Genomic DNA, 17,685 nt, shown 5'->3' on the forward strand with positions numbered 1-17,685 from the left:
TCTCATATAGCCCGACTGGAAGCCTGACCGTGAACCCCATTTCCCTGATCCTTCTCGCCCTTGCCATGTCCACGGACGCCTTCGCGGCGGCCATCGGCAAAGGCTCCAGCCTGCACAAGCCACGCCTGACCCAAGCCCTGCGCGCCGGCCTGATCTTCGGCGTGATCGAAGCCATCACCCCGATGATCGGCTGGGCCATCGGCCATGCTGCGACGCGTTGGGTGGAGAACTGGGACCACTGGATCGCCTTCACCCTGCTCGCGGTGCTGGGCCTGCACATGATCTACAACGGGCTCAAGGCCGACGATGAGGAGGCCGAAAAACCAACCCAGCATTCGTTCATGATCCTGGCGGTCACGGCATTTGCGACCAGTATCGACGCGCTGGCGGTGGGCGTGGGCCTGGCGTTTGTCGACGTGAATATCCTGGTGGCGTCCGCCGCGATCGGCCTCGCGACCATGACCATGGTGACCATCGGCATGATGCTGGGCCGGGTGCTGGGCACCGTGGTGGGCAAACGTGCCGAGATCGTCGGCGGCGTGGTGCTGATGCTGGTGGGTGCGACAATCCTGTACGAACACCTCTCAGCCTGAACAAAACTGCAGGAGCCGGCAAGCCGGCTCCTGCAGGGACGAGCCTCAGGCCGCGTGGCTTGCTTTCTTCAGGCTGTCCATATCGATCACGAATCGATACTTCACATCGCCCTTGAGCATCCGCTCATACGCCTCGTTGATCCCCTGGATATCGATCATCTCGATGTCCGAGACAATCCCGTGCTTGGCGCAGAAGTCGAGCATGTCCTGGGTCTCCTGGATCCCGCCGATCAACGAACCAGCCAGGCTGCGGCGCTTGAAGATCAGGCCGAATACCGCCGGCGACGGGTGCGGACTGTCGGGCGCGCCGACCAGGGTCATGGTGCCGTCACGCTTGAGCAGGTTGAGAAACACATCCAGGTTATGCGGTGCAGCGACGGTGTTGAGGATGAAGTCCAGGCTGTTGGCGACCTTGGCCATTTCATCCGCGTTCTTCGACACCACCACCTGGTCGGCCCCCAGGCGCAGGCCGTCTTCGCGCTTGTTGGGTGACGTGGTGAACAGTGTGACGTGTGCGCCCATCGCATGGGCGATCTTCACCGCCATATGCCCCAGGCCACCCAGGCCGACCACGCCGACTTTCTTGCCGGGGCCGACTTTCCAGTGGTGCAGCGGCGAGTAGGTGGTGATGCCCGCGCACAGCAGCGGCGCCACCGCTGCCAGGTTCGAATCATCGTGGGAGATGCGCAGCACGAACTTCTCCTTGACCACGATGCTGTCCGAATAACCGCCAAAGGTGTTTTCACCGCCGAACACCGGGCCGTTGTAGGTGCCGGTGAACCCGTTCTCGCAGTATTGCTCCTCGCCCTCGGCGCAGGACGCACAGTGCTGGCAGCTGTCGACCATGCAGCCGACGCCGGCGAGGTCGCCGACCTTGAATTTTTTCACGTTGGCGCCCACCGCAGTCACACGGCCGACGATTTCGTGGCCGGGCACCGAGGGATACAAGGTGTTGTTCCACTCGTTGCGTGCGGTGTGCAGGTCGGAGTGGCAGACGCCGCAATACAGAATGTCGATCTGGACGTCCTCGGCCCCCGGCGCGCGGCGCTCGAAGGTGAAGGGCTTGAGGGCATCCTTGGCGTTCTGGGCGGCGTAGCTGTAAGTCTTGGCCATTTCGTTCACCTGTGTGATCTGACGGTAGAAGTCAGTGGACCAGCATAGACGCTGAACCGTTCAACCGAGCACACCGGTACAAGCCCTTCGTCCGGTTTCACGCAATAGTGCGCTAGAGTCTTTCAGCCCCCTCAACCAGGAGTTTTTGCATGAGCACATTTGTTGCAAAAGACGGTACCCAGATCTATTTCAAGGACTGGGGCAGCGGTAAACCGGTGTTGTTCAGCCACGGTTGGCCACTGGACGCCGACATGTGGGAATACCAGATGGAATACCTCAGCAGCCGCGGCTATCGCACCATCGCCTTTGACCGTCGTGGCTTTGGTCGCTCGGACCAACCCTGGACCGGCAACGACTACGACACCTTCGCCGACGACATCGCCCAGTTGATCGAACACCTGGACCTCGAGGACGTGACCCTGGTGGGCTTCTCCATGGGCGGCGGCGATGTGGCCCGCTACATCGCCCGCCACGGCAGTGCACGGGTGGCCGGCCTGGTGCTGCTGGGCGCCGTCACCCCGCTGTTCGGCCAGAAGCCCGACTATCCGCAGGGTGTCCCGCTCGATGTGTTCGCAGGGTTCAAGACCGAGCTGCTGAAGGATCGCGCGCAGTTCATCAGCGATTTCAACGCACCGTTCTATGGCCTCAACAAGGGCCAGGTCGTCTCCCAAGGCGTGCAGACCCAGACCCTGCAAATCGCCCTGCTGGCCTCGCTCAAGGCCACGGTGGATTGCGTCACCGCGTTCGCCGAAACCGACTTCCGCCCGGACATGGCGAAGATCGACGTACCCACCCTGGTGATCCATGGCGATGGCGACCAGATCGTGCCGTTCGAGACCACCGGCAAAGTGGCGGCGGAGTTGATCAAGGGCGCCCAACTGAAGGTGTACAAGGACGCGCCCCACGGGTTCGCGGTGACCCACGCCCAGCAGTTGAACGAAGACCTGTTGGCGTTCCTGAAACGCTGAGTTAATGTCTGCCTTTATCGGCCGGGCTTGCCCGGCCTTTTTTTTACGCGCTCGAATCTCGCGCGGTCGCCGGGCACGATCGTGCTGAACCGCCGCCCCCTCGCCACGGTCCCAACCCATACGTTCATCGCTGCAGGTAGGCTCAAATGACACTTCCCAAAGAAATGACCCTGATCGAAATCACCGCCCCCGGCGGCCCTGAAGTGCTGCAACCGCGCCGGGCCGATGTGCCGGTGGCAGGCCCCGGCGAGATCCTGGTCCGCGTGCATGCCGCCGGCGTCAATCGCCCGGATGCGTTGCAACGCGCCGGCAAGTACCCGATGAAACCCGGCATGAGCCCGATCCCCGGCCTGGAAATCGCCGGTGAAGTGGTGGCGCTGGGTGACGGTGTCAGCGAATACGCCGTGGGCGACAAGGTCTGCGCCCTGACCAATGGCGGCGGCTACGCACAGTTTTGCAGCGTGCCGGCCACCCAGGCGCTGCCGATTCCGCAAGGCATGGACTGGATTCAAGCCGCCGCCGTGCCGGAAACGTTCTTCACCGTGTGGGCCAACCTGTTCGGCCTGGGCGGCGCCCACGAAGGCCAGCGTGCGCTGATCCACGGCGGCACCAGCGGCATCGGCACCACCGCGCTGATGCTCTGCCGCGAGTTTGGCCTCCAGGCGTTTGCCACGGCCGGCAGTGCCGACAAGTGCGCCGCGATTGCCAAACTGGGCGGCGAGCCGATCAATTACCGCGAGCAGGACTTTGCCCAGGTCATCGCCGAAAAAACCGCCGACAAGGGCGTCAACGTGGTGCTGGATATCATGGGCGGCTCGTACCTGAGCAATAACCTCAAGGCCCTGGCCATGGAGGGTCGCCTGGTGATGCTGGGCTTCCTCGGTGGCGGCAAGGGCAATGACGTCGACCTGCTGACCATCATGGCCAAGCGCGCGATCATCACCGGCTCGCTGCTGCGCTCGCGAACCAAGGACGAAAAGGCCGCGATTGCCGCGCAGCTGCGCGAGCACGTGTGGCCGGTACTGGCCGCCGGGCGCTGCCTGCCGATCATCGACAAAGTCTACGAATACACCGACGCGGCCCAGGCCCATGCGCGCATGGAAGGTGGGGACCACATCGGCAAGATCGTGTTGCGGGTGGCGTAATCAGCGGGCAACCCTCCCGGATTGGCGACGTGATTACCCGAGGTAGGTGGGGTAGTCGATATAACCTGCTTCTCCCCCACCGTACATCCCCTCTTCGCGCAGCGGATTCAACGGCCAGCCCTTGAAGATCCGCTGCGGCAGGTCCGGGTTGGCAATGAACGGCCGCCCGAATGCGATCAGGTCCGCCAGCCCGGTCTCGACCAGGCGCGCGCCGCGTTCGGCGGTGTAGCGCCCGGCGTAGATGATCCGCCCGCTGAACGTCTCGCGCACGGCCTGGCGGAAGCTGTCGGGCAGGTCGGGCGCGTTGTCCCAGTCGGCTTCGGCGATGGACACGTAAGCAATACCCGACGCCTCCAGCACCTTGATCGCCTCGATATAGGTGTGATGCGGGTCTTCCTCGACCAGGCCGATGTACACGCGGTCCTGGTCGGTGCCGCTGAACAACGGCGAAAACCGCACGCCCAGGCGTTCCGGGCCGACCACCTGGCACACCGCTTCTACAATCTCGCGCAGGAACCGCAGGCGGTTATCCAGCGAGCCACCGTATTCATCATCACGCTGGTTGGCATGCGCCGAGATGAACTGGTTGACCAGGTAACCGTTCGCCGAGTGGATTTCCACCCCGTCAAAGCCGGCGTCCAGCGCATTGCGGGCAGCCTGGGCGTACTGCGCGACCAATGCCTTGACCTCAAGCGTGGTCAAGGCGCGCGGCACCGGCGGTTGCTTCAGCTCGCCGACGCCCGGCCCGGTTTCGATAAAGGCCTTGGCCTGCAGCGCGGCAATCGCCGAGGGTGCGACCGGCGCCGCGCCCTCAGGCTGCAACGCGTTGTGCGACACACGGCCGACGTGCCACAGCTGGGCAAAGATCACCCCGCCGTCGGCGTGCACGGCATCGGTGACCGTGCGCCAGCCATCAATCTGCGCCGCCGAATAAATCCCCGGCGTCCACGCGTAGCCCTGGCCACGGGGCTCGATCTGCGTGCCCTCGCTGACCATGAAACCGGCACCGGCACGCTGGCGGTAGTACTCGGCCATCAGCGCGGTGGCGATATCGCCAGGTTGGGCACTGCGCTGGCGGGTCAGGGGCGGCAGTACGACCCGGTTGTTCAATGTGTGGTGGCCGAGGGTGACCGGCGTACTTAAAACAGGCTGGGTCATGCGAAATTTTCCAAATTCAGGACGAACAAAAGCGTTGGCGACGCTTGCGCGTCGCCAAGGAGTGACTGCAGTTAGTTAGCTCAGGCGGTGAGTTTCAGCAGGGCCTTGGCCACATCGCTGGAACTGGCAGGGTTCTGCCCGGTGATCAACAAACCATCTTCGAGGACAAAAGAAGCCCAATCAGCGCCCTTCTCATAGTGGCCGCCGAGTTTCTTGAAATCATCTTCGATCAGGAACGGCACCACGTCGGTGAGGCCCACTGCCGCTTCTTCCGAGTTGGAGAAGCCGGTGACGCGACGGCCCTTGACCAGCGGCTCGCCATTCACCGCCTTGACGTGACGCAAGGCCCCCGGTGCATGGCAGACAAAGCCGATGGGCTTGCCGGCACGTTCGAACGCCTCGATCAGCGCGATGGAGGTCGGCGATTCCGCCAGGTCCCACAGCGGGCCGTGCCCACCTGGGTAGAACACCGTGTCGAAGTCGTCCGCGTTGACCGTGTCCAGCTTGACGGTAGTAGCCAGCGCCTGCTGTGCAGCCGGGTCGGCGGCGAAGCGGCGGGTCTGCTCGGTTTGCGCATCCGGCTGATCACTCACCGGGTCGAGCGGCGGCTGGCCGCCGGCCGGGGAAGCCAGCACCAGTTCGGCACCGGCGTCCTTGAACACGTAATACGGTGCAGCAAATTCTTCGAGCCAGAAGCCGGTCTTGCGGCCGGTGTCGCCAAGCTGGTCGTGAGAGGTCAGTACCATTAATACTTTCATTTTCCAGTGCCTCGATCGATGTGAATGTCAGGGTTTTCAGGGCGACCCAACAGCTGTCGGGTCAGCAACAACGCCTCGTCAAAAGGCGCGGGTGTGCGGGTGATCTTGCTCATGACGCTGGCGCCCAGCCATAACGCGTACAGCTGCCGGGCCAGGACCTGCGGGCTGTGTTCGAGCAACAGCGAGCCGTCCTGCACGCCGCGCTGCATGGCCACGGCGAGTAAATCGATGGTGCGTGAGGTGCCCCGCTGCAATGCCAGGCGCATGGGCTCTGATAGGTCTGACACCTCCGCACCGAGTTTGACGGCAAGGCATTTGCCGGCATCGGTGCAGCCCGTCTGGTTGTCGATCCAGCACTGCCAGTAGCGCATCAATTTGGCGTGCTGGGACAAACCCGGCTGGTTGAACAGCTGTTCCATGCCCTGCACGTACTGGTCGAAGTAGGTGTCGAGCAGGACCACGCCAAACGCGTCCTTGGACGTGAAGTAGTGATAGAACGAGCCTTTAGGCACTTCGGCGGCTTGCAGTATTTCGTTCAGGCCGACCGCAGAAAATCCCTTGGCGCCGACAATCGGCCGTGCACTGTCAAGAATGATCTGCCGTGCACTTCTGGTTTCGTTGCTCATGTCTTCATCCCGTCCGATTAGACCAGTCGTCTCGTCGTTGGGTGAATGTTAGGGATGGGGCCAGGCGCTCACAATGTCATATCCGCAAGGATTCCGGACACGCCGCAAAGGCGGTTGCCGTTTTCCCGGCAGCCGCCGACAATCGCCTCTCCCACGCTCCTGGAGAGATGCAATGCACAGCGTTGCGCTGATGGTTTACCCGAACTTCGAATGCCTGAGTCTCAGCGTCGGGTCGGTGTTCGAGTGCGCGAACCTGCTGCGCGGCGAACCGGCTTATGAGTTTCACCTGGTGTCGGAGAATGGCGGTGCGGTGATGGCGTCCCAGGGTTTCTCGGTGAACACCACCCAAGTGCGCGCCGAAGGCTATGACACGCTGATTGTCAGCGGCTACATGGAGTTTCGCCTGCCGGAGCTGAGCCTGCTGGAACTGGTCAAGGCCGCCTCTGCGCAATCGCGGCGGATCGCCTCGTTGTGCATGGGCATCTTTGTACTGGCCGAAGCCGGCCTGCTGGAGGGCAAGCGCACCACCACCCACTGGATTCACGCACCGGCCTTTCGCAAGCGTTACCCGGCTATCCACCTGGAAGAAGACAAGCTGTTCGTGGTCGACGGCCAGATCTGGACCGGCGCCGGCATGAGTGCCGGGGTCGACCTCGCGCTGGCGATGGTCGAGAACGACCTGGGCAGCGATCTTGCGCGGCGCATCGCACGCAAGCTGGTGATTGCCCAGCGCCGGGGCAGCGAGCAGTCGCAGCTGTCGGCCTTGCTGGAACTGGACCCCAAGTCCGACCGTGTGCAACTGGCCCTGGCCTACGCCCGCGAAAACCTCACCCACGACCTGTCGGTGGAAGCCCTGGCCGAGGTCGCCCGGCTCAGCCCGCGCCAGTTCAGCCGCGTGTTTCGCGAGGAAACCGGGCAGACGCCGGCCAAGGCCATCGAGTCGCTGCGCGTGGAAGCCGCGCGGGCAATGATGGAGACCAGCCGCCACCCGGTGGAAGTCGTCGCCCGCGAAACCGGCTTCGGCGACCGCGAGCGCATGCGCCAGGCCTTCCTGCGCGCCTTCGGCCAGCCGCCGCAGGCGATGCAACAGGCGTTGTTCAATCCGGGCTAGGCTGGTAGCCGAACAGCGACTTCACTTCCAGATAGTCCTCCAGCCCGAACACGCCCCATTCGCGGCCATTGCCCGACTGCTTGTAGCCGCCGAACGGTGCGCCGTTGTCGGCCTTGCTGCCGTTGAGATGGACCATGCCGGTGCGCAGGCGCCGGGCCACGGCACGTGCACGCTCCAGGCTGCCGGCGGTGACATAGCCCGAGAGCCCGTAAGGGCTGTCATTGGCGATGGCAATCGCCTGGTCTTCGCTGTCGTAGGGGATGATCACCAGCACCGGGCCGAACACTTCCTCGCGGGCAATCGGTGTGTCTGGATCGACATCGGCGAAGATCGTGGGCCTGGCGTAGAAACCCGTCGTCACCCCATCAGGGCGGCCCACGCCGCCGCAGACGGGCGGGCTGTCGACGGCCGCGAGCAACGCCTGCACCCGCTCGAACTGCGCCTGATTGGCCAAGGGTCCCATGGCCGTGGCCGGGTGGCTGTCGTCGAAGCAGACCTGCGCGGCGACTGCCTGTGCAATCGCCACCGCCCTCGCCTGCAACGCCCGTGGCACCAACATTCGCGTCGGCGCATTGCACGACTGCCCGCTGTTGCGAAAACAGCTGCTGACGCCATGGCGCACCGCCGCCTCCAGGTCGGCATCGGCCAGGATCAGGTTGGCCGACTTGCCGCCCAGTTCCTGCGACACGCGCTTGACCGTGTCCGCCGCCGCCTTGGCCACCGCGATGCCCGCGCCGGTGGAGCCGGTGAAGGACAGCATGTCGATACCGGCATGCCGCGCCATGCCGTCGCCGACCGTCGGCCCGTCACCGTTGACCAGGTTGAACACGCCCTTGGGCACCCCGGCGCGGTGCAGGATATCGGCCAGCAGCATGGCCGACAGCGGCGCCTTTTCACTGGGTTTGAGCACCATCGTGCAGCCCGCCGCCAAGGCCGGGGCGAGCTTGCAGGTGAGCTGGTTGAGCGGCCAGTTCCAGGGCGTGATCAGGCCGCACACGCCGATCGGCTCGCGACTGATCAGCGTGCTGCCGTGGGCGCGGTCGAACGCGTAGTCTTCGAGCACCGCATAGGCCCGCTGCAAGTGGCCCAGCCCGGCCGGCACGTGGGCACTGCGCGCCAGTGACAAGGGCGCGCCCATCTCCTGGTGCACGCACTGCGCCAGGGCCTCGCTGTGTTCGCGATAGCCCTCGATGATCGCCGCCAGCAACGCCAGGCGCTGCTCCCGCGTCCACTGGCTGTAGTGATCGAAGGCGCGCCGGGCGGCAGCCACTGCCCGGTCGAGGTCGCCAAGCGTGCCCAGGCTGATGGTCGCGACCGCGCACTCGGTGGACGGGTCGATCACTGCCAGGGTCTCGGTGCCCAAGGGCTTGACCCACTGCCCGTCGATATAGAAATCCCGGTGGTTCATCGCGTCGCCTCAAGGGCCTGCGCCAGGGTGTGGAAGATCAGCGCAAGTTGTTCCTGGTTGAGGATCAGCGGCGGCGACAAGACGATATTTTCTCCGGACGCGCGCACCAGCACGCCTGCACCGAAACAGCGCTGGGCCACCTCGGCCGCACGTGCCCCCGGCGCCCCGTCGCGGGGCTTGAGTTCGACGGCGCACAGCAGGCCAATCGCACGCACATCAAGCACCAGCGGCTGTTCGCGCAGGGCCAGCGCAGTGGTTTGCCACAGCGGGGCGATCTGCTGCACATGGGCGTTGATGCCCAACTCTTGATGCACTTCAAGGGTCGCGAGACCTGCGGCGCACGCCAGCGGATGGGCGGAATAGGTGTAGCCGTGCATCAATTCAATCGCCTGTTCCGGGCCTTGCATGAAGGCCTCATACACGGCGCCACTGACCAGCACGCCGCCCATCGGCACCGCACCGTTGGTGAGGCCCTTGGCCAGGGTCATCAGGTCCGGGGTCACGCCAAACGCCTGGGCAGCGAAGCTGTGGCCGACACGGCCGAAACCGGTGATCACCTCGTCGAAAATCAGCAGCACGCCATGCCGATCACACAGCTCGCGCAGGCGTTGCAGGTAGCCGAGTGGCGGCGCATACACGCCGCCGGAACCGGTCACCGGCTCGACAATCACCGCCGCCACCGTGGCCGGGTCGTGAATCTCCAGCAGGTGCAGCAAGGCGTCCGCATACTGCACGCCTTGCGCCGGTTGGCCGTGGCTGAAACGCGAGCCGGCATCATAAGGCAGCGGCAGGTGCGCGACGTCGCCGAGCAGCGGCCCGAAGTCGCGTTTCTGCCGACCAATGCCCGACACCGACAGCCCGCCAAAGCCCATGCCGTGATAACCCTTGGCGCGGCCGATCAGTTTGGTGCGGCGGCAATCGCCACGGGCCTGATGGTAGGCACGGGCAATCTTCAGCGCGGTGTCCACCGCTTCCGAGCCGGAGTTGGTAAAGAACACTTTATCCAGGCCGTCCGGGGCGATGGCCACCAGCCGATCGGCCAGGGTCAGTGCGGCGGGATGGCTCATCTTGAACGAGGACACAAAGTCCAGGCGCCCCGCCGCTTCGCGAATCGCCTCGACAATCCGCGCCTGGCCGTGACCGGCGTTGACGCACCAGAGCCCGGCCATGGCGTCGAGCACCTGGCGCCCATCAGTGGTGGTGTAGTGCATGCCGGCGGCGCGATCAAACAGCATCGGCGCGCGGTTGAACGGGCGCATGGCGGTAAATGGCGCCCACAAGGAAGAGGTCATGGGTGTACTCCTTAAGACGCGATGCGCGTGCCGATCAGGGTCGGGCGCTGCAAGGCGCCGGCATTGGTATTGACGCCGCGCGCGAAGTGCAGGCGGCCGTGATGCAAGCGGCAACTGACGTGGTCGCCGAAGGCGGTTTCGACAAAGCGCCAGTCCATGCGCAACTCGCCCTCGGCAGTCCAGCAGGCCTGGGCAACCACCGGGGTCTGCTCCGGCTGGTATTGGTGGTGCAGGTAATTGCCGGTGAGGCTGGTGATCGACTCCAGCGGCTGCTGGAAACCCGCGCGCAGGTGATGGGTGCCACGGTGGTCGACGAGGGTGAAGTCGCAGTGATCGGGATGGAAATCAAAAGCCAGTTCGCGCACGCCGTCTTCATTGGGCTCGATGCTGAAAAGGCCTTGCAGGGAGGTACTGGCGGGCGAGCTTTTCAGGCCTTGCAACGTCGGCAGATGCAGCTCGTCAATCAGCGCGTCCAATTGCGCCTGGCTGCCCTGGGCATCCGCACTCGCGCGGCCCAGCGCCGGGAACAGGTGTTGCCACAGCGCCTGGTGCAAGCGCTTTTCACCCAGGCGCAGGCCGCAGGTGAACACGATGACCGTGTCCTGTGCCGGCAGCACGATGCACTGCTGGCCGAACACGCCTGAGGCGTAGTAGCCACCGTGCTCGGTCATCCACCACTGGTAGCCATAGCCTTCGCGCTGGGCTTCGTTGGCCTTGTTCTTGTCGCGCGGCAGGTACTGCTTGCCGTCGAATTCGCCCATCCACACATCCTGCACCTGGTTGCGCGTGGCGTCGTCGACCCACTGTGGCGAGAGCAACTGGCGGCCCTGCCATTGGCCACGGTTGAGGTGCAGCACGCCGAACTTCAGCGAGTCTTCGCTGGTGCAGCTCAAGCCGTTGCCACCGGCGTTGAAACCGCCTGGCGCCAAGTCCCACTCCAGGCGGTCGAGGCCCAGGTGATCGAGGACGCGCGCCTGCAACAACGCGTGCAGGGTCTGCCCGGTGACCTGGGTGACGATGGCCGAGAGCATGAAACTCGAGGCACTGCTGTAGATGAACGACTGGCCCGGCGGCTCGTCCACCGGCTCCTTCAGAAACGCCTCGACCCAACTGCTTTGCAGGTTGCGCCAGTCACCGCCGGAAATACCGCGGGTGTGGCCGGTGCGCATGGTCAGCAGATCCTCGACCGTCATCGCCGCAAGGTTCGCACTGACAGGTTGCGGGCACAGCTCGGGGAAGAAGCTCACGACCTTGGCGTCGAGGCTCAGGCGCCCGTCATCGATCAACAGGCCGACGGCGGTGGCGGTCCAGCTCTTGGTTGCCGAATGCTGCACGTGGGGGCGATGCGCCGAATAAGGCCGCCAGAAGGCCTCGGACACCACTGCGCCCTGGCGATACAGCATGAAACTGTGCAGCTCCAGGCCGGCCTCGGCCACGGTCCGGAGAAAATCGAGAATGCCGGCCGGGTCGACGCCGCGTTCGGTGGGCAAGGCCCGGGGCAGCGGGATGTAAGTCATGATGGGTCCTCTGGATGTTTTTATATTTCAAATAATGCAGATAAAGATTTGATCGACGCGGCGCTGATGTATTTGAGCCGCCTATAATTCAGCTTTTCCGGGTATCCTTGCCTCCCCTGTCACAGGAAAGACTTCGCACCATGGCCCCACTCACTTCGCTGCAGACCAAAGTCGCCGGGCAGATCCTTGCCGCCATCGCCAGCGGCGACCTGCAACCCGGTATGCACCTCAAGGAAGTGGAACTGGCGCAGCGCCTGGGCGTATCGCGCTCGCCGATCCGCAGTGCGCTTTCCTACCTGGCCGAACAGCAGGCCATCGAGCCGTTGCCGCAGCAGGGCTATCGCGTCCCGCTGCAGGCAACCGATGGCCTGGCGCAGCAATTCAGTGAGTTGCACAACGAAGAGGACCAGCTGTACACGCGGCTGATCGACGACCGGCTGAACCAGGTGCTGCCCGACCAGATTTCCGAAAGTGATTTGCTGCGCCGCTACGGCGTTGGCAAAAGTGTGTTGCGCCGCTGCCTGCTGCGGCTCTCGGATGAAGGCGTGATGCAGCGCAAGCACGGGCATGGCTGGCAATTCCTGCCGACGCTGAACAGCCCGCAGACGCGCTTCGAGAGCTACCGCTTCCGCATGCTGCTGGAGCCGGCCGGGCTGCTGGAACCGACCTTCAAGATCCACCCGGAACACTTCCGCCGCTGCCGCGAGCGCCAGATGGAACTGCTCGAAGGCAAGGTCGACGGGCAGCGCTTTATCGAATGCAACGCCGAATTCCACGAACTGCTCGCAGCCGCCTCCGGCAACGGCTACATCCTGCAGGCGATCCAGCAACAGAACCGCTTGCGGCGGCTGACCGAGTTCCACACGGTGAACAACGTGGAACGCGTGAAGGTCTCGTGCCAGGAACACCTGGCGATCCTCGATGCGCTGGAGCAAGGCGATAACGAGTGGGCGTCGACGTTGCTGCATCGACACCTGGATGTGGCCAGCAAGTTGCGGGTGGCGCGGAACAAGGGATGACGGGTTGCCCCGGTGGGCATCCCTGTTTCGCCTAGGCGCACGGTCCCAGACCGCAAACCCAGACGCCGGAATGGAGCGGTACGCCGACATACCGCCATCGCAGGCAAGCCGGCTCCCACATTCAGACCGAATCGCCCCCACTCGCATCACCAGAGCGCCACGGTATAGCCAACAATCACCCGATTCTCGTTCATATCCCGGAGATAGTTAGCCTTGCTCAACCCATTGCGCCAGCGCAACGACACCCCTTTGAGCGCCCCGGACTGAAACACATAGCCCAGGTCAATATCGCGTTCCCACTCACGGCCCTCCCCCACAAACCCCTTCACCTCGGCCTGGTCGCCCTTGGCCCAACGCGTCGAAAACGTCAGCCCCGGCACGCCCAACGCGGCAAAGTCGAAGTCATACCGCGCATGCCAGACGCGCTCGTTGGTCTGCGAGAAGTTGCTCAACTGGTACTCGGAAAACAGGTAGGTATTGGTCCCGTCCACATAGGTAAACGGCGTCTCGCCATACTGCTCCTGATACCCCCCGCCAACGCTGTGGCCCTTGTAGCTGAACATCGCCCGCGTACTCAGCGCGCGGTTGTCGACCTTGCCTGCAAGGCCCGCACCCGACTTGTCCGCATCGAAGTAGCGGATGTCGGTCTTGAGAGTGCCGCCGCCCAGGGCGAAACTGTTTTTCACCCCGACGAAATGCTGCTGGTAGATGTCCTCCAGTTGCGCAAAGTGATAGCTGAGGGTCATGCCCGGCGTGAGCTTGTAGTCGCCGCCGGCAAAGCGGAAGCGGTCACTCTTGCCGGAGCTTTTGTAGGCGCCGCTCTGGCTGGTCAGCGCCATGTCTTCGTAGTCGGTGGACTCGCGCTGTTTGGTCTGGTCGATCTGCCCACCGATCAACGCCAGCCCGGCGATGTCCGTCGAGGTCACCTGGGTGCCACGAAACGTCTGCGGGAACAGCCGGCTGGTGTTCGGTTGCAAGGTCGGCAGGTCCGGCAGCAAGTAGCCGCTGCGCAGTTCGCTCTGGGCAAAGCGCACCTTGCCGGTCACGCCATACTTGGAATATTCATCGTGGGCACGCTTGGCATAACTCGGCTTGCCCGGCGTCGCGTCGTTGTCCCGCGACAACAGGCCGGAGCCCGAGCGGTCCGGGCTGGAATCGAGTTTCAGGCCGAGCATGCCGACCACGTCCACCCCAAAGCCCACGGTGCCTTCGGTGAAGCCCGACTTCAGGTTGAGGATAAAACCCTGGGCCCATTCCTCGCGCTTGGATTGCCCGGCGTCCTCGCGATAATCACGGTTGAAGTAGTAGTTCTTCAGTTCCAGATCAGCCTTGCTGTCCTTGATGAAGTCCGCCTGGGCCGGGACGCACAGCAGGCCCCCGCTCATGAGGCCGACGCCCTTCAGGATCAGGTTGAGGTTGTTGTTATGCATGTTCTTGGCTCCTGGCAGTCGTTATCGGTGAGTAGGTCTTATTGTTTTTCTGGGCACGACATTCCCCATCGCGCAGGGTTTGAAGGCCTGCACGTCGGGTGAAATCAGGGGGTTAAATCGCCGGTCGTATTCGGTAGCCGCCGTCCGGCAGTTTCTCCAGCGGGCTGGCGGCGGCCAGCAATTGCCGGGTGTACGGGTGCTGCGGATGGTCGAAGATCTGTTCGCGCGCCCCCACTTCCACCACAGTGCCCTGGTGCATCACTGCCACCCGATGGGCGATACGCTCCACCGCCGCGAGGTCATGGGAAATGAACAGGCAGGCAAAGCCGTACTGCGCCTGCAGGCGTTCGAACAGCTCGAGAATCTGCTTCTGGATAGTCATGTCCAGCGCCGAAATCGGCTCGTCGGCGATCACCAGTTGCGGGTGGCGCACCAGCGCGCGGCCGATGGCGACGCGCTGGCGCTGGCCGCCGGAGAGCTGATGGGGGAAACGCTCGACAAACTGCGCGCCCAGGCCGATGTCCTGGAGGGTCTGCGTCACCCGCTCACGTCGCTGGGCGGCGTTCAGGCCGGGTTCGTGACGCAGCGGTTCGGCGAGGATGTCGCCGATTTTCATCCGTGGGTTCAGGGACGAATACGGGTCCTGGAAGATCATCTGGCATTGCAGGCGGTGCGTGCGGTTGGCGGCCTTGAGGATGTCCACGCCCTTGAAGCGGATCGCACCGGCGCAAGGTTTGATCAGGCCGACCAGCGAGCGCCCGAGGGTGGTCTTGCCCGAGCCGCTGCCGCCCACCAGCGCCAGGGTTTCGCCGGGGGCAATCACCAGGCTCGCGGAGTGCACCACACGGGTGTGCTGGCGTTTGCCCCAGAACGAGGTCGGCCCCGGGTGCTCGATGCACACCTGGTCCACTTCCACCAATGGCCCGTTGCTGGCCGGCAATGGCGCCAGCACGCCGCGCCGTGGCAACGCCTCCAGCAACTGGCGGGTGTACTCGGCCTTGGGTGCCAGCAGGATATCTTCAATCGTGCCCTGCTCCACCGCCTGGCCGTGACGCATTACCACCACCTTGTGCGCATAACGGGCGACCAGGGACAGGTCATGGCTGATAAACAGAATGGCCGTGCCCTGCTCGCGGGTCAGTTCCAGCATCAGCTCGATCACGTCCAGCTGCGCCAGGCAGTCCAGCGCGGTGGTGGGCTCGTCGGCAATCAACAGCGCCGGACGCAGCAGCATCACCGAGGCCAGCATGATGCGTTGGCGCATGCCGCCGGAAAACTGGTGCGGATAGGATTCCAGGCAGCGCTCGGCGGCCTTGATGCCGATGCGCCGCAGCATGGTCAGGCAACGCTCGCGGATCTGCGGCGGGTCGAGGTCGGTGTGCAGCCTCAGCGCTTCGCTCATCTGCTGGCCGATCTTCAGCGCCGGATTGAGCGACACCATCGGCTCCTGGAACACCATGCCGATACTCGCGCCACGAATCGCGCGCAGCTCCTCGGGGCTGACGCTGGCCAGGTCACGGCCCTGGAAATCCAGGCGCCCGCCGCAGACTTGCATGGGCAACGGCAGCAGGCCGATGGCGGCGCGCGCGGCCATGGTCTTGCCGCTGCCGGACTCGCCCACCAGCGCAACGATTTCACCGGGCGCGATGCTGAAACTCAGGTCGTCGACTGCCAGCGGGCCGTGTTCGCCCACGCGGATCTGCAAGTGTTCGACGTTCAGCAAAACAGGATTGGCGGACATCTTCACTTCCTCATCCGGGGGTCGAGACGATCGCGCAGGGCATCGCCAAACAGGTTGATCGCCAGCAGGGTCAGGCAGATAAACAGCCCGGGGAACACGCCCAGCCACGGCGCCGAGGCGATATACGGCCGGCTGCTCGCGAGCATGTTGCCCCAGGTCGCTGCCGGTGGCGGCACGCCCAGGCCGAGGAAGCTCAAGGCGCTTTCCGACAGCAGCGCCCAGCCGAACATGCTGGTGGCCAGTACACACAACGGCGCCAGGCAGTTCGGCGCGATGTGCCGCAGCATGGTGTACAGCTCGGAGTTGCCGATCACCCGCGAAGCTTCGATGTACTCCAGCTCGCGCAGGGACAGCACGGTGCCGCGCACCACGCGCACCACCGACGGCGTGTAGGCGATGCCCAAGGCGAGCACGATCCCGTATTTGCTCGCACCGATGATCGCCATGATGCCCAGGGCCATGAGAATGCCCGGAAACGCCAGCAAGGCATCGTTGAACATCATCAGCACGCGGTCGGTCCAGCCGCGCAGGTAACCGGCGAGCATGCCGATCAGGGTGCCGGCCAGCACGGCCACGCTGACCGTCAGCAGGCTCACCCACAAGCTGGTGCGCGCGCCGATCAACAGGCGGCTGAACACGTCGCGACCGAACTCGTCGGTGCCCAGCCAGTGCGTGGTCGAGGGCGCCTGGAAGCGCGACATCAGGTCGATTTTCAGCGGGTCGAACGGTGACCACACCAGGCCCATCAACGCCAGCGCAATCAAGGCCACCAGCAGCCCGCCGCCGATCAGGGCATTAGCCGGCGCCCACACGCGTCGACGCCTGGCCTGCACGGGCACGGCAATACTCGAACTCATAACTTCACCCTTGGATCGAACAGCGGATAGAGCAGATCCACACACAGGTTGACCAGCACGTAGATAAAGGTGATCAGCAACAGGCAGCCCTGCAGCACCGGGTAGTCGCGGGCGAAAATCGCATCCACCATCAAGCGGCCTATGCCTGGCAGGGTGAACACGGTTTCCAGCACCGCGATGCCGCCCAGCAGGTTGCCGAGGATCAGCCCCACCAGGGTCCAGGTCGGGGCGAAGGCGTTGGGCAATGCGTGTTTCCACAGCACCGCGCGCTCCGACAAGCCCTTGGCGCGGGCATGGGCGATGTACTCCAGGCGCAGCACTTCAATGGTGCTGGCCCGCGCCATGCGGGTGATCGCGCCGACTTCCACCAATGTCAGGGTCACCACCGGCAGCACCATGTAGCTGATCGCCTGCCACGGCGCCTGGGCGAAACTGACGTAGCCCACCACCGGCAGCCAGCCGAGCTGGATGCCAAAGGCATGCAGCAGCAGCAGGCCGAGCCAGAAGCTGGGGATCGACAGCAGCAAGGTCGCCACCGACACCAGGCCGAGGTCGAGCGCAGTGTTCTGTTTCCAGGCGGCTATCAGGCCGATGGGCACCGCGATCAGCGTGGCGAACAGCACCGCTACCAGCACGATGGTCGCGCTGACGCTGAAGCGGTCCAGGATCAGCGGCAACACCGCCTGCTTGGTGCTGATGGAAAAGCCCAGGTCAAAGCTCAATACCGCCTTGAACCAGATCAGGAACTGCGTCACCAACGAGTGATCCAGGCCCAGGGTGTGGCGCATCTCGGCCAGGCTCTGGGGGTCGGCCATATCGCCGAGCATCAGCAGCGCCGGGTCGCCCGGGATCAGGCGAATCAAGGCGAAGACCATCACCGAAATCAGCAACAGCGTCGGGATCGCCATCCCGAGTTTTTGCAGGATAAAACGCAACATGCTCAGGCCTC

General features: G+C 64.2%; 16 protein-coding genes. 5 read left to right on the forward strand and 11 right to left on the reverse strand.

Annotated elements, in window-relative coordinates:
• The first annotated feature begins 29 nt into the window (after positions 1-29).
• Complete coding sequence (gene mntP, locus C9990_RS19680; protein ID WP_065905888.1) at positions 30-593, forward strand: manganese efflux pump MntP; 564 nt, start codon at positions 30-32, stop codon at positions 591-593.
• 45 nt (positions 594-638) lie between these two features.
• Here the strand turns inward: mntP and C9990_RS19685 are convergent, their stop codons facing one another.
• Entirely contained in the window at positions 639-1,706 is a 1,068-nt protein-coding gene (locus tag C9990_RS19685) for an NAD(P)-dependent alcohol dehydrogenase (RefSeq protein ID WP_065905886.1), read from the reverse strand.
• A 149-nt stretch (positions 1,707-1,855) separates the two neighbouring features.
• Here C9990_RS19685 and C9990_RS19690 point away from each other — a divergent pair, with 149 nt between their 5' ends.
• Both C9990_RS19690 and C9990_RS19695 read left to right on the forward strand, forming a co-directional pair.
• Positions 1,856-2,674, forward strand: coding sequence for an alpha/beta fold hydrolase (locus C9990_RS19690; protein ID WP_106804379.1), 819 nt, complete (start codon positions 1,856-1,858; stop codon positions 2,672-2,674).
• A 146-nt stretch (positions 2,675-2,820) separates the two neighbouring features.
• Entirely contained in the window at positions 2,821-3,819 is a 999-nt protein-coding gene (locus C9990_RS19695) for an NAD(P)H-quinone oxidoreductase (protein ID WP_065905882.1), read from the forward strand.
• A gap of 33 nt (positions 3,820-3,852) precedes the next feature.
• On the opposite strand, the gene C9990_RS19700 is transcribed toward C9990_RS19695, so the two are convergent.
• The 3 genes from C9990_RS19700 to C9990_RS19710 form a co-directional block, all read right to left on the reverse strand.
• Complete coding sequence (locus tag C9990_RS19700) at positions 3,853-4,977, reverse strand: alkene reductase (RefSeq protein ID WP_106804380.1); 1,125 nt, start codon at positions 4,975-4,977, stop codon at positions 3,853-3,855.
• 80 nt (positions 4,978-5,057) lie between these two features.
• Positions 5,058-5,735 carry a type 1 glutamine amidotransferase domain-containing protein gene (locus tag C9990_RS19705; RefSeq protein ID WP_065905875.1) on the reverse strand — a complete coding sequence of 226 codons (678 nt, stop codon included), beginning with the start codon at positions 5,733-5,735 and terminating at the stop codon, positions 5,058-5,060.
• Positions 5,732-6,361 carry a TetR/AcrR family transcriptional regulator gene (locus tag C9990_RS19710; protein WP_106804381.1) on the reverse strand — a complete coding sequence of 210 codons (630 nt, stop codon included), beginning with the start codon at positions 6,359-6,361 and terminating at the stop codon, positions 5,732-5,734. Before C9990_RS19710 ends, C9990_RS19705 begins: the two co-directional genes overlap by 4 nt.
• 172 nt (positions 6,362-6,533) lie before the next feature.
• Between C9990_RS19710 and C9990_RS19715 the strand changes: the two genes are divergently transcribed.
• Positions 6,534-7,472 (forward strand): GlxA family transcriptional regulator, encoded by a 939-nt coding sequence (locus tag C9990_RS19715; protein ID WP_065905870.1) that lies wholly within the window; start codon positions 6,534-6,536, stop codon positions 7,470-7,472.
• Here the strand turns inward: C9990_RS19715 and C9990_RS19720 are convergent.
• The 3 genes from C9990_RS19720 to C9990_RS19730 are packed head-to-tail and all read right to left on the reverse strand — an operon-like array spanning position 7,459 to position 11,689.
• Complete coding sequence (locus C9990_RS19720; protein WP_106804382.1) at positions 7,459-8,880, reverse strand: aldehyde dehydrogenase family protein; 1,422 nt, start codon at positions 8,878-8,880, stop codon at positions 7,459-7,461. The genes C9990_RS19715 and C9990_RS19720 overlap by 14 nt on opposite strands.
• Positions 8,877-10,172, reverse strand: a complete 1,296-nt coding sequence (locus tag C9990_RS19725) for an aminotransferase class III-fold pyridoxal phosphate-dependent enzyme (protein WP_106804383.1) — start codon at positions 10,170-10,172, stop codon at positions 8,877-8,879. Before C9990_RS19725 ends, C9990_RS19720 begins: the two co-directional genes overlap by 4 nt.
• Before the next feature lie 11 nt (positions 10,173-10,183).
• Positions 10,184-11,689 (reverse strand): serine hydrolase, encoded by a 1,506-nt coding sequence (locus C9990_RS19730; protein ID WP_106804384.1) that lies wholly within the window; start codon positions 11,687-11,689, stop codon positions 10,184-10,186.
• A gap of 140 nt (positions 11,690-11,829) precedes the next feature.
• Between C9990_RS19730 and C9990_RS19735 the strand changes: the two genes are divergently transcribed.
• The gene (locus tag C9990_RS19735; RefSeq protein ID WP_065905861.1) at positions 11,830-12,708 is read left to right on the forward strand and encodes a GntR family transcriptional regulator; all 879 of its coding nucleotides are present in this window, start codon (positions 11,830-11,832) and stop codon (positions 12,706-12,708) included.
• Positions 12,709-12,854: 146 nt separating this feature from the next.
• Here the strand turns inward: C9990_RS19735 and C9990_RS19740 are convergent, their stop codons facing one another.
• The 4 genes from C9990_RS19740 to C9990_RS19755 form a co-directional block, all read right to left on the reverse strand.
• Positions 12,855-14,093: an OprD family porin gene (locus C9990_RS19740; protein ID WP_371920704.1), complete on the reverse strand. Its 1,239-nt coding sequence runs from the start codon at positions 14,091-14,093 to the stop codon at positions 12,855-12,857.
• Positions 14,094-14,250: 157 nt separating this feature from the next.
• Positions 14,251-15,879, reverse strand: coding sequence for an ABC transporter ATP-binding protein (locus C9990_RS19745; RefSeq protein ID WP_106804386.1), 1,629 nt, complete (start codon positions 15,877-15,879; stop codon positions 14,251-14,253).
• 2 nt (positions 15,880-15,881) lie between these two features.
• Complete coding sequence (locus C9990_RS19750; RefSeq protein ID WP_106804387.1) at positions 15,882-16,736, reverse strand: ABC transporter permease; 855 nt, start codon at positions 16,734-16,736, stop codon at positions 15,882-15,884.
• Positions 16,733-17,674 carry an ABC transporter permease gene (locus C9990_RS19755; protein ID WP_065905853.1) on the reverse strand — a complete coding sequence of 314 codons (942 nt, stop codon included), beginning with the start codon at positions 17,672-17,674 and terminating at the stop codon, positions 16,733-16,735. The genes C9990_RS19750 and C9990_RS19755 overlap by 4 nt, the downstream gene beginning before the upstream one ends.
• Positions 17,675-17,685: the final 11 nt, after the last annotated feature.

This window comes from Pseudomonas sp. S5D5, from assembly GCF_003013355.1.
Lineage (GTDB): Bacteria > Pseudomonadota > Gammaproteobacteria > Pseudomonadales > Pseudomonadaceae > Aquipseudomonas > Aquipseudomonas aylmerensis.